The following is a 17,327-nucleotide window of genomic DNA, read 5'->3' on the forward strand; positions in this document are numbered from 1 at the left end:
AATGGCTAAACTAACCAAACGTATGAAAGCGATTAAAGCGGGCGTTGATTCAAACAAAGTGTATGAGATCAATGAAGCGATCGCAGTATTAAAACAATTCGCCACTGCAAAATTTGTTGAAAGTGTTGATGTCGCAGTTAACTTGGGTATTGACGCGCGTAAATCCGATCAGAACGTTCGCGGCGCAACCGTATTGCCAAACGGTACCGGTCGTTCCGTTCGTGTCGCAGTATTTACACAGGGTGCAAATGCTGAAGCGGCAAAAGAAGCTGGTGCAGATTTAGTCGGTATGGAAGATTTAGCCGAACAGATTAAAAAAGGCGAAATGAACTTTGACGTGGTTATCGCATCACCTGATGCAATGCGCGTTGTCGGTCAGTTGGGTCAGATTTTAGGTCCGCGCGGCTTAATGCCGAACCCGAAAGTCGGTACTGTGACACCGAATGTGGCGGAAGCAGTTAAAAACGCAAAATCCGGTCAGGTTCGTTACCGCAACGATAAAAACGGTATTATCCATACCACTATCGGTAAAGCGGATTTCTCCGCAGAACAATTAAAAGAAAACCTACAAGCGTTATTAGCGGCGTTGAATAAAGCGAAACCGGCCAGCGCAAAAGGTATCTTTATTAAGAAAGTCAGCCTTTCTACTACGCAGGGTGCAGGTGTTGCGGTGGATCACGCCGGCTTATAATCCGTATCTTGCTTTACAAGGGTGTGCATTGTATATATAATACGCGCCCTCTTTATGCCTTTAAGGCATAATGTTCTGATGGTGCTTGACCTTTATCAAGCCCCGTCGAAGACCGTAGGGGATGTAAGCCGTTTCAATTCGGTTAGTATCTTAATTATCCTACGTAGATGGTGATACAGAATGAGAATTTTTCTTGCTTCTGTGCACCGAATCCGTCCCGATATTGTGATATCGGGTAATTTTATTCCGAGCAATCGGAGTGTATTCAGGAGCTAACAGCCAATGGCATTAAATCTTCAAGACAAACAAGCAATTGTTGCCGAAGTAAATGAAGCAGCCAAAGGTGCCCTATCGGCGGTTATCGCGGATTCCCGTGGTGTTACTGTTGATAAAATGACCGAACTACGTAAAGTAGCTCGTGAAGCTGGGGTGTCAATCCGTGTGGTACGTAATACTTTATTGCGTCGTGCGGTTGAGGGAACAGATTACGAATGCTTGAAAGATACTTTTGTCGGTCCGACACTTATCGCGTTTTCTAACGAACATCCGGGTGCGGCAGCGCGCTTATTCAAAGATTTCGCTAAAGCAAACGATAAGTTTGAAATTAAAGGTGCCGCCTTTGAAGGTAAGATCCAAGATGTTGAATTCTTAGCAACATTACCGACTTACGAAGAAGCAATTGCACGTTTAATGGGTACTATGAAAGAAGCTGCGGCAGGCAAACTTGTACGCACACTTGCGGCATACCGCGACAAATTACAGGAAGCGGCTTAATTCAAGCGTTTCTTAATTGGTTTAATTTATTTACTTTAGGAATTGATTGTTATGTCATTAACTAACGAACAAATCATTGAAGCGATCGCTTCTAAATCTGTAACTGAAATCGTAGAATTAATTTCTGCAATGGAAGAAAAATTCGGTGTTTCCGCAGCGGCAGCAGCAGTTGCAGTAGCGGCAGGTCCAGCTGAAGCAGCAGAAGAAAAAACTGAATTCGACGTTGTTCTTGCTGCAGCAGGCGCTAACAAAGTTGCTGTAATTAAAGCGGTTCGCGGTGCAACAGGTTTAGGCTTGAAAGAAGCTAAAGACTTAGTTGAATCTGCACCGGCAGTATTGAAAGAAGGCATTGCTAAAGCTGAAGCTGAAGAACTGAAAAAATCTTTAGAGGAAGCTGGCGCACAGGTAGAAATCAAATAATCATTGATTTGGTGTCTTACCTGTTTTCAGGTGTAAAAAAGCCAACGAAATCTCGTTGGCTTTTTTGTTACCCCGATAAAGCGCAGGATAAAACAGCATTGGTAAGATTGCTGGTTTGTCGAAACTACAGAAAAAAGCACAGCACTTTTCGATTATTTATTTGTTAATTTTATTGCCTTGAATCGATAGTTTTTGTATAATCATCGGTCCGAATTTCGCATTCCCGGCTAGATGACTATTTCGTCTAGCCTTTTGTGTTATCCTAGGGTAGAAATACATTAGCCGTTATGGTTTCTATCTTGCTCAAGATTAAGTCTTTATTTTGAGTTATCGTCCCACTATAGAAGTAAGGTTCAGAGTGCGGTCATTATTAACGGTTAATCATTGTCGTACGGCTTTCGCATTTTTGATGCAGGTACGATTGGGTCACTGAACAGCAAGCAGAGGAACCCTATGGTTTACTCATATACCGAGAAAAAACGTATTCGTAAAGACTTCGGCAAACGTCCGCAAGTTTTAAATGTCCCTTATTTATTAACCATTCAACTCGATTCTTTCGATAAATTCATTCAACGCGATCCGGAAGGCCAGCAAGGTCTGGAAGCGGCGTTTCGTTCCGTATTTCCGATTGTAAGCAACAATGGCAATACCGAGCTGCAATATGTCAGCTATCAGTTGGGCGAGCCGGTATTTGATGTCAGAGAATGTCAGATTCGCGGTACCACTTTCGCTGCACCGTTGCGAGTAAAATTGCGTTTAGTCAGCTACGACAAAGATGCGGCGCCCGGCACGATTAAAGATATTAAAGAACAAGAAGTGTATATGGGCGAAATCCCACTGATGACCGATAACGGTACTTTTGTTATTAACGGTACTGAGCGTGTGATCGTGTCGCAGTTGCATCGCAGCCCCGGCGTATTTTTTGACAGCGATAAAGGGAAAACCCATTCATCGGGTAAAGTGTTGTATAACGCACGTATTATTCCTTACCGCGGTTCTTGGTTGGATTTTGAGTTTGATCCGAAAGATAATTTATATGCCCGTATTGACCGTCGCCGTAAATTACCAGCAACCATTATCTTACGTGCGCTGAATTACAGCACGGAAGAAATTCTGGATCTGTTTTTCGATAAAATTCAGTTTGAGATTCGCGATAATAAATTATTAATGACGCTGGTACCGGAAAGACTGCGCGGCGAAACTGCGTCTTTCGATATTGAAGCGAACGGTAAAGTGTATGTTGAGCGCGGTCGTCGTATTACGGCCCGGCATATTCGTACCTTAGAAAAAGATCAGATTGCGCAGGTTGAAGTGCCAACGGAATATATCGTCGGTAAAGTCGCGGCAAAAGATTATGTGGATTTAGAGTCCGGCGAACTGATTTGTCCTGCCAATATGGAACTGTCGCTGGAGCTTTTAGCCAAACTGGCGCAGGCGGGTTACACCACCATTGAAACCTTATTTACCAATGATTTGGACTACGGCCCTTATATTTCGGAAACTTTACGCGTTGATCCGTCTAACGACCGCTTAAGCGCACTGGTTGAAATTTACCGGATGATGCGTCCGGGTGAACCGCCGACAAAAGAAGCGGCAGAAGGTTTATTCGATAATTTATTCTTCTCGCAGGAACGTTACGATTTATCTGCGGTCGGTCGGATGAAATTCAACCGCTCTTTAGGTCTTGAAGAAACCGTCGGTAGCGGTATCTTAAGCAAAGAAGATATCGTCAGCGTAATGAAAAAATTAATCGACATTCGAAATGGTCGTGGTGAGGTGGACGATATTGACCACTTAGGTAACCGCCGTATTCGTTCTGTCGGTGAAATGGCGGAAAACCAATTCCGTATCGGATTGGTACGTGTTGAACGCGCCGTGAAAGAACGTCTGTCTTTAGGCGATTTGGATGCGATAACGCCGCAGGATTTAATCAATGCGAAACCGATTTCCGCCGCAGTGAAAGAGTTTTTTGGCTCTTCACAGTTGTCTCAGTTTATGGATCAGAACAACCCGTTATCGGAAGTCACACATAAACGTCGTATTTCCGCATTGGGTCCGGGTGGTTTAACCCGTGAGCGTGCTGGGTTTGAGGTGCGTGACGTACATGCGACTCACTATGGTCGTGTCTGCCCAATCGAAACGCCGGAAGGTCCGAATATCGGTTTGATCAACTCATTATCCGTGTATGCACGTACTAACGATTATGGTTTCTTAGAAACGCCGTATCGTAAAGTGGTTAACGGTCAGGTGACGGAAGAAATCGAATATTTATCGGCGATTGAAGAAGGCAAGTACGTTATCGCGCAGGCAAACTCAAATCTTGATGCCGAGCTGCGTTTTACCGATGCGTTCGTGACTTGTCGCGGCGAATATGGTGAGTCCGGTTTATATCGTCCGGAAGAAATTCATTATATGGACGTTTCTACTCAGCAGGTGGTTTCCGTTGCGGCGGCATTGATCCCGTTCCTTGAACATGACGATGCGAACCGTGCCTTGATGGGGGCGAACATGCAGCGTCAAGCAGTACCGACTTTACGTGCGGACAAACCGCTGGTCGGTACCGGTATGGAAAAACCAGTCGCGCTTGACTCCGGTGTGGCGGTCGTGGCGAAACGCGGCGGAACCATTCAATATGTGGACGCATCGCGTATCGTGGTGAAAGTCAACGAGGACGAAACTGTTGCCGGTGAAGCAGGTATTGATATTTATAACCTGATCAAATACACCCGTTCCAACCAAAACACCTGTATCAACCAGATTCCTTGCGTGGAATTAGGCGAGCCGATTGAACGCGGTGAAATTCTGGCTGACGGTCCGTCCACCGATTTAGGCGAACTGGCGCTGGGTCAGAATATGCGAGTGGCATTTATGCCGTGGAACGGTTATAACTTTGAAGACTCCATGTTGGTGTCTGAACGTGTGGTGCAAGAAGATCGTTTCACTACGATTCATATTCAGGAATTGTCCTGTGTGGCGCGTGATACCAAATTAGGTTCCGAAGAAATCACCGCAGATATTCCGAACGTGGGTGAAGCCGCATTAAGCAAACTGGATGAGTCCGGTATCGTATATATCGGGGCGGAAGTGCGCGGCGGCGATATTCTGGTGGGTAAAGTAACACCAAAAGGTGAAACCCAGTTAACGCCGGAAGAAAAATTGCTGCGTGCAATCTTCGGTGAAAAAGCCTCCGACGTAAAAGATTCTTCGCTGCGCGTGCCGAACAGCGTTTCCGGTACGGTCATTGATGTTCAGGTCTTCACCCGTGACGGTGTGGAAAAAGACAAACGCGCGCTTGAAATTGAAGAAATGCAGTTAAAACAGGCGAAAAAAGACTTGGTCGAAGAGCTTGAAATTCTGGAAGCCGGTTTATTTGCCCGTGTGCGGAATTTGTTAATGAGCAGCGGCGCTGATGCAAGCCAGCTGGATAAACTAGAACGCAGTAAATGGCTGGAACAGACGTTAGCCGATGAAGCAAAACAGAATCAGCTGGAACAACTGGCGGAGCAATATGAAGAATTGCGTAAGGACTTTGAACACAAACTTGAAGTAAAACGCGGCAAGATCATTCAAGGTGATGATTTGGCACCGGGTGTACTGAAAGTGGTGAAAGTATATCTTGCGGTGAAACGCCAGATTCAACCAGGTGATAAAATGGCGGGTCGTCACGGTAACAAAGGGGTTATTTCCAAAATTAACCCGATTGAAGATATGCCGTACGATGAAAACGGTCAGCCGGTGGATATCGTATTGAACCCGCTGGGCGTTCCGTCCCGTATGAATATCGGTCAGATTCTGGAAACCCACTTAGGGTTGGCAGCGAAAGGTATCGGCGATCAGATCAATGCCATGATTAAACAGAAACAGGACGTTGAGAAACTGCGCGGTTATATTCAGAAAGCTTATGATCTCGGCGGTGGTTCTCAGGTTGTGGATCTGAACAGCTTTACCGACGGAGAAGTCATGCGTCTGGCGCAAAATCTGCGCAAAGGTATGCCGCTGGCAACACCGGTATTTGACGGTGCACATGAAGAGGAAATCAAAGGTCTGTTGGAATTGGGCGGCTTGCCGACTTCCGGTCAGATTACCTTGTATGACGGTCGTACCGGTGAGAAATTCGAACGCCCGGTAACTGTCGGTTATATGTATATGCTCAAACTGAACCACTTGGTTGACGACAAAATGCACGCGCGTTCCACCGGTTCTTACAGCCTTGTGACTCAGCAGCCGCTGGGCGGTAAAGCGCAGTTCGGTGGTCAGCGTTTCGGGGAAATGGAAGTTTGGGCGCTGGAAGCCTACGGTGCCGCTTATACCTTACAGGAAATGCTCACCGTGAAATCTGATGATGTGAACGGTCGTACCAAGATGTATAAAAATATCGTCGGCGGTACACATCAAATGGATCCGGGTACGCCGGAATCTTTCAACGTTATTATGAAAGAGATCCGTTCCCTCGGTATTAATATCGACTTGGATGAAGAGTAGTCGATTCGCCTTGCCCGTTTTTGGCTTAGACCTGCGGCAGGGCGGCACCGAGTGTGCCGGTTACGGCATGTAACATTTTGCAAAGTACGCCCAAGTGCGGTGGAAATATTAAAAATTTTGACCGCACTTGAATAAGTTTAACTCCGACAGGAGCAAATCTGTGAAAGACTTAGTTAAGTTTTTAAAAACGCAATCAAAAACCTCAGAAGATTTTGATGTGATTAAAATTGGATTGGCCTCACCCGATATGATCCGTTCTTGGTCATACGGTGAAGTCAAAAAACCGGAAACCATCAACTACCGTACATTTAAACCCGAACGCGACGGTCTGTTCTGTGCGCGTATCTTCGGGCCGGTAAAAGATTACGAATGTCTATGCGGTAAATATAAACGCTTAAAACACCGCGGTGTGATTTGTGAAAAATGCGGCGTGGAAGTGACGCAAGCAAAAGTGCGCCGTGAGCGCATGGGGCATATTGAACTCGCCTCGCCGGTGGCGCATATCTGGTTTTTAAAATCATTGCCGTCCCGTATCGGTTTATTATTGGATATGCCGTTGCGCGATATTGAACGGGTGCTGTATTTTGAGTCCTATATTGTGATTGAACCGGGCATGACCGATCTGGAAAAAGGTCAGTTGTTAACCGAAGAACAATATATGGATGCCGAAGATCGCTGGGCGGACGAATTCGATGCGAAAATGGGCGCCGAAGCCATTCAGTCCCTGCTGCGTGATATGGATTTAGAACAGGAATGCGAGACACTGCGTGAAGAATTGCAGGAAACCAATTCCGAGACCAAACGCAAAAAGATCACTAAGCGCTTGAAATTATTGGAAGCCTTTATTCAGTCTGGCAATAAACCGGAATGGATGGTGATGACTGTACTGCCGGTGTTGCCGCCGGATTTACGTCCGTTGGTGCCGTTGGATGGTGGTCGTTTTGCTACCTCCGATCTGAACGATTTATACCGTCGCGTGATTAACCGTAACAACCGTCTGAAACGTTTATTGGATTTGATTGCACCGGATATTATCGTGCGCAACGAAAAACGTATGTTGCAGGAATCGGTCGACGCGCTGTTGGATAACGGTCGTCGCGGTCGCGCGATCACCGGTTCAAATCGTCGTCCATTAAAATCGTTGGCGGATATGATCAAAGGTAAACAGGGTCGTTTCCGTCAGAACCTGTTGGGTAAACGTGTTGACTATTCCGGTCGTTCAGTTATTACTGTAGGGCCTTACTTACATCTGCATCAATGCGGTCTGCCGAAAAAAATGGCGTTGGAGTTATTCCGTCCGTTTATTTATGCAAAATTAGAAAGCCGCGGCTTCGCTACAACTATTAAAGCGGCGAAGAAAATGGTCGAGCGTGAAGACGCTATCGTATGGGATATTCTGGCTGAAGTGATCCGCGAACATCCGATTTTGTTAAACCGTGCACCAACCTTGCACCGTCTGGGGATTCAGGCTTTTGAGCCGATTTTGATTGAAGGTAAGGCGATTCAGTTGCATCCGTTGGTTTGTGCGGCGTTCAACGCGGACTTCGATGGTGACCAAATGGCGGTTCACGTGCCGTTAACGCTGGAAGCGCAGTTGGAAGCGCGTGCGTTAATGATGTCCACCAATAACATTTTATCGCCAGCGAACGGTGAGCCGATTATCGTTCCGTCGCAGGACGTGGTGTTGGGGCTGTATTACATGACCCGCGATAAAGTGAACGGTAAAGGCGAAGGTATGTTGCTGCAAGACCCGCGTGAAGCGGAAAAAGCCTACCGCACCGGTCAGGCGGAACTGCATTCCCGCGTGAAAGTGCGGATTACCGAATATGTAAAAAATGCGGCGGACGAATTTGTGGCGCAAACTCATTTGGTCGATACCACCGTCGGTCGTGCTATTTTGTGGATGATCGCGCCGAAAGGTATGCCGTTTAAACTGTTTAACCAGACATTAGGCAAAAAAGCAATCTCAAAATTAATTAATGAAAGCTACCGTCGTCTGGGGTTAAAAGCCAGCGTTTTATTTGCCGACCAGATTATGTATACCGGTTTTGCTTATGCGGCACGTTCCGGTTCCTCCGTCGGTATTGACGATATGGTGATTCCGGCGAAGAAATACGAAATTATTTCCGCAGCGGAAAAAGAAGTTGCCGAGATTCAGGAACAATTCCAGTCCGGTCTTGTGACCGCCGGCGAGCGCTATAACAAAGTGATCGATATTTGGGCGGCTGCTAATGAACGGGTTGCCAAAGCGATGATGGAAAACTTGTCCACGGAAGAAGTGATTAACCGTGACGGTCAGCCGGAAAAACAAGCGTCTTTCAACAGCATCTTTATGATGGCGGATTCCGGGGCGCGTGGTTCCGCGGCGCAGATTCGTCAGTTGGCGGGAATGCGCGGCTTAATGGCGCGTCCGGACGGTTCGATTATCGAAACGCCGATTACCGCAAACTTCCGTGAAGGGCTGAACGTTCTGCAATACTTTATTTCCACTCACGGTGCACGTAAAGGTTTGGCGGATACGGCACTGAAAACGGCGAACTCCGGTTATCTAACCCGTCGTTTAGTGGATGTAGCGCAGGATCTGGTTATTGTTGAAGACGACTGCGGCACCCATGAAGGTATCGTGATGACCCCGTTAATCGAGGGCGGTGACGTAAAAGAAGCGCTGCGTGATCGCGTATTGGGTCGTGTGGCGGCGGAAGATATTCTGAAACCGGGTACCGAAGAAGTCTTGATTCCACGTAATACGCTGTTGGATGAAAGACTTTGTGATCTGATTGATGAAAACTCCGTAGACAGTATCAAAGTGCGGTCGGTTGTAACCTGTAATACCGATTTCGGTGTTTGTGCGAAATGTTACGGTCGTGATTTGGCGCGCGGACATCTGATTAATCAGGGCGAAGCGGTTGGTGTGATTGCGGCGCAATCTATCGGTGAGCCGGGTACACAGTTGACCATGCGTACATTCCATATCGGTGGTGCGGCGTCTGCGGCGGCGAAAGAATCCAGCGTTCAGGTGAAAAATACCGGTACGTTACGTTTAGCTAACGTCAAATCAGTGACTAACAAAGAAGGCAAACTGGTGCTGACTTCACGTAATACCGAATTGACCATTATTGATACTTTCGGACGTACTAAAGAACACTATAAAGTACCTTACGGTGCGGTGCTGAGCAAAGGCGACGGTCAGGAAGTGACTGCTGGCGAAGTAGTTGCCAACTGGGATCCGCATACAATGCCGGTTGTTTCCGAAGTGAGCGGTTTGGTTAAATTCGTGGATATTGTCGATGGTCTGACAGTTACCCGCCAAACCGATGAACTGACCGGCTTGTCCTCCATCGTGGTACAGGATGTGGGTGAACGTGCGACGGCGGGTAAAGATCTGCGTCCGGCATTAAAATTGGTTGATGCGCAGGGCAATGACATCTTTATTCCAGGAACCGACGTGCTGGCACAATACTTCTTACCGGGTAAAGCGATTGTTACGCTTGACGATGGTGCGGAAGTATCGATTGGTGAACCGCTGGCGCGTATTCCACAGGAATCTGTGGGAACCAAAGATATTACCGGTGGTCTGCCGCGCGTAGCAGACTTGTTTGAAGCGCGTAAACCGAAAGAGCCGGCAATTCTGGCAGAAATTTCGGGTATTGTTTCTTTCGGCAAGGAAACCAAAGGTAAACGCCGCTTATTAATTACACCGACCGAAGGTGAAGTGTACGAAGAAATGATTCCGAAATGGCGTCAGCTCAACGTATTCGAAGGCGAAATGGTACAACGCGGCGATTTAATCTCCGACGGTGCGGAAACTCCGCATGATATTTTACGTTTACGTGGTGTGCATGCGGTCACCGATTATATCGTTAATGAAGTGCAGGAAGTTTACCGCCTGCAAGGGGTAAAAATTAACGATAAACATATCGAAGTGATTGTGCGTCAGATGTTGCGCAAAGCCATTATTACCAATGCTTACGATTCTGAATTCTTGGAAGGCGAGCAGGTGGAAGTGGCGCGCGTGAAGATCGTTAATCGTAAACGTGAAGCGGAAGGCAAACCGTTGGTTGAGTTTGAACGCGAATTGTTGGGTATTACCAAGGCTTCATTGGCGACGGAATCCTTCATTTCTGCAGCGTCATTCCAAGAAACTACGCGCGTATTAACTGAAGCGGCGGTTGCCGGTAAACGCGATGAATTACGCGGTCTAAAAGAAAATGTAATTGTCGGTCGTTTAATTCCTGCCGGTACCGGTTTTGCGTATCACCAAAACCGTGTGAAAAACCGTGCCGCCGGCATTGTTGAGGCGGATGTTGCGACAAAACTATCTGCCATCGACGATGAAGAAATCGCGGCTGAATTTACATTCAGCGCAGATGATGCAACTGCAAGTTTGGCCGAAATGCTAAATATGGCGGATGATGCCGAATAAATTTTAAAATCTCATTAAATTTGAACCGCACTTTAAGCAATTAAAGTGCGGTTTTTTTGTAGCATAAATATAACATTATAAAGCAACTGATGAATAGAAAGCCGTTATGTAAAGAACGATTATAGAATAGTCGCTGAACATATATTTTTTCGCCAGAAATAGATTAATTATCACCAATCATTAAGTTTTTGTCAGCTTATGTAAAGTTAGGTAAATGATCATCGTTTTAACCATGATTAAGTAGGATGTTGAGTTGACAAAACTTTTAATTCGACTATAGTTCACTGGCGCACTGGCGCACTGGCGCACTGGCGCACTGGCGCACTGGCGCACTGGCGCACTGGCGCAGACCTACAGACGTGCACTGGCGCACTGGCGCACTGGCGCACTGGCGCACTGGCGCACTGGCGCACTGGCGCACTGGCGCAGACCTATGTCTAGTACATTGTAAATATCTTATGTGTTATACAGACTCTATTAGTTTGTAGTAAGACTCGGCGTATTATGGCGTTTAGGTAAAACAGCCACTTATAAATATATTTTCCATTAAATATGTTTAAAGTGGTTTTTTATTGTAAGTGAAAAGGTATTTACATTTTATTAAGGAAAGTAGTTGTTATGGAGATAAGCCGTTAAAACGGTTTATGTCGAATAGCATCGATCAGTAAAGGAATATCTTCGGTATTAATTTTAGGTTAAATCGCCATCTTAATTAGATAATGTGTTCGTTTGAGACAGCGGTTTATTCTCGCGAATTTAGATAGTAAAAATTGTTCATTGTTTGGGATATAACTCAATGAATAGTACTGTTTTTATCGAGTGATATTTGTCACACAGTTAGTCTTTTTTCTCTCGTTTTCATCAACGTAAAACACCCTTTGAAATAAAAGGGAAGAGTTTATTTTGTTTATTAGATTTAAAGGAATGTATTTATGAATAAAGTGTTTAAAGTTATCTGGAATCATACTACGCAGCATTTTGTTGTGGTATCCGAACTGGCAAATAATCGCGGCAAGGTTAAATCATCGGTTTCTTCTATAACGAAAAATCAAGGTGTACTGGCGCGTGTTGGTTTTACCTTAAGTGCGGTCGCTTTTTCTTTAATTTCATTCTCATCGACTGTGCATGCCGCAATATCGATGGATACTATGCGAGGTCTATACCCTTATAATACCGGCACGGCAACTGCCGGTGGTACCAATTCCATCGCCATAGGTAATAATTCCACAACACGTGATAATGATTCTATTGCTATCGGCACCAATACATCGACTAGCGGAACGGGAGCGGTTGCATTGGGTTTCAGTGCCGGTGCATCGGTCAAAGATTCTATTGCAATCGGTAGCTTCGCCAAAGCCCAGCAGCAGAATGCGATTGCCATGGGCTACAATTCCACCGCGAAAGGGGTCAATTCCACTGCAATCGGCGTGGGTGCAACCAGCAACGGGATGTCCGCTATAGCCTTTGGTTATAATGCAACTGCAACCAGTTACGGCGGGGATACCAACGGTGCGACGGCTATCGGTGCCAATGCGACTGCCACCGGCATACAAGCGCTTGCGCTGGGGGCAAATGCCTCTGCAAACGCACAACAGTCTATGGCGATCGGTAATGATGCGTTTACCGCTGAATGGGGCGCGATCGTCATTGGAGGTGACGATTCTAATAATGTTTATACGTTTAATATCAGTTCTTCACCGGGCTATTTCCGCGAAGGAATCAATAATAAATACCGTCAATCGGTTTCAAGCGGTATCGGTTCGGTGGTGGTTGGAGTTCATGCACAGGCGTTAAGCCAAGGCTCCACCGCCATCGGTATCGGCGCGACGGCAGGTTATGGTACCGGCACATCGGGGACTACCAATTTATCTTCAATAAACAGCACGAATAATATCGAAGCAACGGCAATCGGTGCAATGGCATCGGCATTGACAAATCGGACAACCGCCGTAGGTTATAACACAACGGCTTTAGGTATTAATTCAACTGTAGTCGGGGCAGGATCGCGCGCGAACGGCACCGATTCGTTAGCGCTGGGTTCTATTTCTGCGGCAAACGGCGCTTATTCTTTAGCTGCCGGTTACAATGCGACTTCCGTTAACACGAAAGATATTGCTATCGGTACCAATGTGACTGCCAAAGGCGGTAATAATGGTGCGAGTAGCGACATACCGGCAATTGCCATTGGCTATGGTTCAACAGTGACCGCGGATAAGTCTGTTGCAATCGGAATAAAAAACACGATTTCGGGCACCGATAAAAATAATAACGTCGTTAGCGGGGTAAATGTTTTCGGACATAATAATACTGTTGCCAATGCCAGCGATGTGACGATTATCGGGAATAATAACAATATTGCTGGCTCGACGAAAACCGATAATGCATTTATTTTAGGCAATAATGTGACGACAACCGCGACCAACTCCGTTTTTCTGGGTAATGGCAGTGCATATGTTGCCGAGGCAGGTACAACCAAAGGCCTGAGTCAATCATATACTTCGGACAGTTCGGTAATCAGCGGACAGGTATTAAATTTTGCTGGCGGTGATATGGTTGCCGGCGTTGTCAGCGTCGGTAGCGCAAATGCGACCCGCCGTGTGCAAAATGTGGCGCCGGGCTTAATTTCCGCAACCAGTACAGACGCCATTAACGGCAGTCAGCTGTATGGTGTCGCCAATCTCTTAAATACGAAAATTGACAATGTTTCTGCTAATGCTGGTGTACATTATTTCAGCGTTAATAGCAGTGGCGGGAATAACTATAACAATGACGGTGCAAAATCGGCAAACTCTATTGCGATCGGTAAAGACAGCACCATTGCGAGTGTGGCGAATTCAGGCATCGCACTGGGCAATAATTCAACAATTACCGATACGGCTAAAGCCAATAATACTGTAATCGGCGATTCGGCAACAATTCAAGGCGGTCAGGACAGCCTTGCCTTGGGGCGGGGCGCGACAGTGAGCACAAATGTCGAAAACAGTGCGATTGCCATCGGTAACGCCAGTAAAGTCGAAGCCGCGCAAGGCGGCATTGCGATCGGTAATGGATCGGCGGTGGGAACATCGGCAAACAATGGCGCCATTGCGATCGGGCAACAATCCAATGTTACCGGCGTTAGTGCGATTGCGCTGGGGAATAATGCTAGTGTCACCGGCGCACAGCAGGGGTCGATTGCCATTGGTAATAACACCAATGTAACCAGCACAGGGCAGGGCACGGTGGCAGTGGGGTCGGATACGCAAGTGTCTGTCGGCAATGCGGTTGCTGTGGGGGATAATATTACCATTAACGGACAATATTCCGTCGCAGTGGGATCGTCAAGCAATGTGAGCAGCAGTGCGGTGAGCGCCGTGGCAATCGGACACGGCAGTAATGTATCTAAAAATTATGGGATCGCGATTGGTAACGGCAGTACTGTTTCCGGTGACGGTTTAAACGGTACTGCATTAGGCGCAAATGCGTCCGTAACGGTGCAAAATGGCGTTGCAATTGGTAGCGGAAGTGTGGCGGATCGAAATTCTTGGGATGCCGCTGGCTATTCACCCTATATTCCGGCGACAGCTGATGAGGCTCAAAAAACGGCAATCAATAATACTAAAGCCTCTCGCGGTGCGGTTAGTGTCGGTTCGTCGGAGGTAAAACGCCAGATTATCAATGTAGCGGCAGGTTCGGCGGATAGCGATGCGGTTAACGTCGCCCAATTGAAAGCGGCGGTTTCCAATGCTTCATCATGGAATATTCAGGAAAATACTGCTCAAAAAGATGTGGTAGGTTCCGGCGATCATGTGAATTTTGCCAATGGAACGGGGACAACGGCGAATGTTTCCGTTGATCCTACCGGCAGTACTGCAACAGTAACCTATTCTGTGAATCAGTCTGACTTGTCTGTCGCAACTGATGGTACGGTAAGTGCGGTGCAAAACGGCGATACTTTTGCGACTGCACAACAAGTGGCAAAAGCCATTAACGATTCCGAGAAAACCACAACGGTGACCGGCAGCGATAAAGTGAATGTGGTCGGAACGGTTAACGGTACGGTGACGGATTATGTCGTGAGTCTGACAGAAAGCGCCAACAGTTCGTTAGCCAAAGCCGATACGGCATTACAGTCTTGGACTGCGCAAGTTGATGGGCAACAGGCTAAAGTTATTGATCAAACTAATCGTACATTAAACTTTATTGATGGAAAGAACATTAATGTTACGGCTGAAACCGACGGTAATATTAAAATTTCAACCACCGACAATGTGACTTTTAGCACGGCAAATATCACAACCCTCAATGCGGGCGATAATGTATTTAACGCAACCGGTTTGACCGTCGGCGGCGTTAAAGTTGCGGCAACAGGCATTGATGCGGGTCATCAAAAAATCACCAATGTGGCTAACGGCACGTCAGATAGTGATGCGGTGAATCTCAGTCAGTTAAATGCCACCAATGCAACTGTGGCAAATAATACGGCGAATATCACTAATAATGCGAACTCAATTAAAACCCTAAATGATGGCTTGAATACGACCAATGCGAACGTTGCGACTAACACCCAACATATTGCGACCAATGCAGAAAATATCGCAAAAGGTATTAAATTCGGTAACGGCACCACTAACCATACTTATGCTTTGGGCAGTGAATTAGCCGTTGCCGGTGATAGCAATATTGTGAGTTCTACAACATCAAAAGGTGTGAAGCTGAGCTTGGCGGATAATATTACGGTTAGCAGCGTGACAGCGGGCGGTAATGTCTTGAATACAAGCGGTTTGACCGTTGGTGATGTGAAAGTTGCAGCAACAGGTATTGATGCGGGAGATCAACGGATCACTAATGTAGCTAACGGCACAGATTTATATGATGCAGTAACAGTGGCGCAGCTAACTGCTGCAAAAGTTCTATTAAACGCAGGGAATAATACTAATATTACTTCTCAGCAGGCAGAAAATGGCGTGACAACTTACACCATTAATGCCAATGCGGCAACAGTGGTCAATGCCTCGGAGGCAATAACTGTTAAACCGACGGAAAAAGCCAATAATGTGACTGAATATGCGGTTGATTTATCTGATACGACAAAAGCCAATATTACTCAAGGTGTTGATGCGAAAAGTGCGGTCGATAAAGGGCTAAAATTTGGCAACGGCACCACTAACAATACTTATGCTTTAGGGGATGAATTAGCCATTGCCGGTGATAGCAATATCATTAGTACCACAACGGAAAAGGGTGTAAGTTTATCGTTAGCGAAAAATATTACGGTAGAGAGCGTAACCGCGGGCGGTAATGTATTGAATAAGAGCGGTTTGACCGTTGGTGATGTCAATATCACTGCTGATGGGATTAATGCGGGTAATAAGACGATTACTCATGTAGCTAATGGTACGTCAGATAATGATGCTGTGAATCTTAGTCAATTAAATGCCACAAATGTTACGGTAGCAAATAATACAAAAGCAATTAATGCATTGCATGACGGATTAAATGTTACTAATGCAACAGTGGAAAACAATACGCAAAATATCATTAATAATACAAACGCGATTCAAACCTTAAATGACGGATTGAATACAACCAATACGAATGTTGCGACTAATGCGAAAAACATCGCAAAAGGCATTCAGTTTGGTAACGGCACGAAAGCTAAACAGTATCAGTTAGGCGATACATTAAATGTTACGGTAAGTAACAATAACCTTGTCAGTGAAACTATTGATGGTGGTGTGAAACTGAGCTTGGCAGACAACATTACTGTCAGTAGTGTAACTGCAGGCAATAATGTATTGAATACGACAGGTTTAACGGTTGGTGATGTAAAAATAACCGCTGACGGTATTAACGCGGGTAATAAAACAATTACTAATGTCGCTAATGGTACGTCAGAGAGTGATGCGGTGAATCTCAGCCAGTTAAATGCAACTAATGCAAATGTGGCAAATAATGCACAGAATATCACTAATAATACCAATGTGATTAATACTGTAAAAGACGGTTTGAACGCCACTAATTCAACCGTAGCAAACAATACGCAAAATATCACTAATAATGCCAATGCGATTAATAGCGTGAAAAACGATTTAAATGCGACTAATACAAATGTGAGCAATAATGCTCAGAATATTAGTAAAAATGCAGAAAATATCGCAAAAGGTATTAAATTCGGTAATGGAACCACTAACCATACTTATGCTTTGGGCAGTGAATTAGCCGTTGCCGGTGATAGCAATATCATTAGTACCACAACGGAAAAGGGCGTGACTTTATCGTTAGCGAAAAATATTACGGTAGATAGTGTAACCGCGGGTAATAATGTCTTTAACACAACAGGTTTAACAGTTGGTAAGGTTCAAGTCACCGCCGACGGTATTAATGCGGGCAACCGGACGATCACGAATGTGGCGAACGGTTCGCTTGCAGCAGATTCAACGGAGGCAGTAAACGGTAGCCAGTTATATGCGACCAATCAAAATATCACAAATCTGAATACGAAAGTGAACGGAGGTTTTGGTTTACAGGCACAAGACGGGTTAAATGTCACCAAGC

The 17,327-nt window shown here is 45.9% G+C and carries 6 protein-coding genes; all 6 read left to right on the forward strand.

What is annotated here, in order from left to right; all coding sequences use genetic code 11:
- Nucleotide 1 precedes the first annotated feature (1 nt).
- Entirely contained in the window at nucleotides 2-691 is a 690-nt protein-coding gene (gene rplA / locus BN3349_RS08365; RefSeq protein ID WP_040976870.1) for a 50S ribosomal protein L1, read from the forward strand.
- Nucleotides 692-973: 282 nt separating this feature from the next.
- The gene (gene rplJ / locus BN3349_RS08370; RefSeq protein ID WP_032108141.1) at nucleotides 974-1,465 is read left to right on the forward strand and encodes a 50S ribosomal protein L10; all 492 of its coding nucleotides are present in this window, start codon (nucleotides 974-976) and stop codon (nucleotides 1,463-1,465) included.
- 51 nt (nucleotides 1,466-1,516) lie between these two features.
- Nucleotides 1,517-1,885 carry a 50S ribosomal protein L7/L12 gene (rplL, locus tag BN3349_RS08375; RefSeq protein WP_032093554.1) on the forward strand — a complete coding sequence of 123 codons (369 nt, stop codon included), beginning with the start codon at nucleotides 1,517-1,519 and terminating at the stop codon, nucleotides 1,883-1,885.
- Between the two features lie 453 nt (nucleotides 1,886-2,338).
- The gene (rpoB, locus tag BN3349_RS08380) at nucleotides 2,339-6,367 is read left to right on the forward strand and encodes a DNA-directed RNA polymerase subunit beta (RefSeq protein WP_040976871.1); all 4,029 of its coding nucleotides are present in this window, start codon (nucleotides 2,339-2,341) and stop codon (nucleotides 6,365-6,367) included.
- Nucleotides 6,368-6,527: 160 nt separating this feature from the next.
- Entirely contained in the window at nucleotides 6,528-10,790 is a 4,263-nt protein-coding gene (gene rpoC, locus BN3349_RS08385) for a DNA-directed RNA polymerase subunit beta' (RefSeq protein WP_040976872.1), read from the forward strand.
- 932 nt (nucleotides 10,791-11,722) lie between these two features.
- Nucleotides 11,723-17,327 (forward strand): ESPR-type extended signal peptide-containing protein (locus BN3349_RS08390; RefSeq protein ID WP_040976873.1); only part of this gene is annotated, 5,605 nt, incomplete at its 3' end.

Source organism: Necropsobacter massiliensis, from assembly GCF_000827595.2.
Lineage (GTDB): Bacteria > Pseudomonadota > Gammaproteobacteria > Enterobacterales > Pasteurellaceae > Necropsobacter > Necropsobacter massiliensis.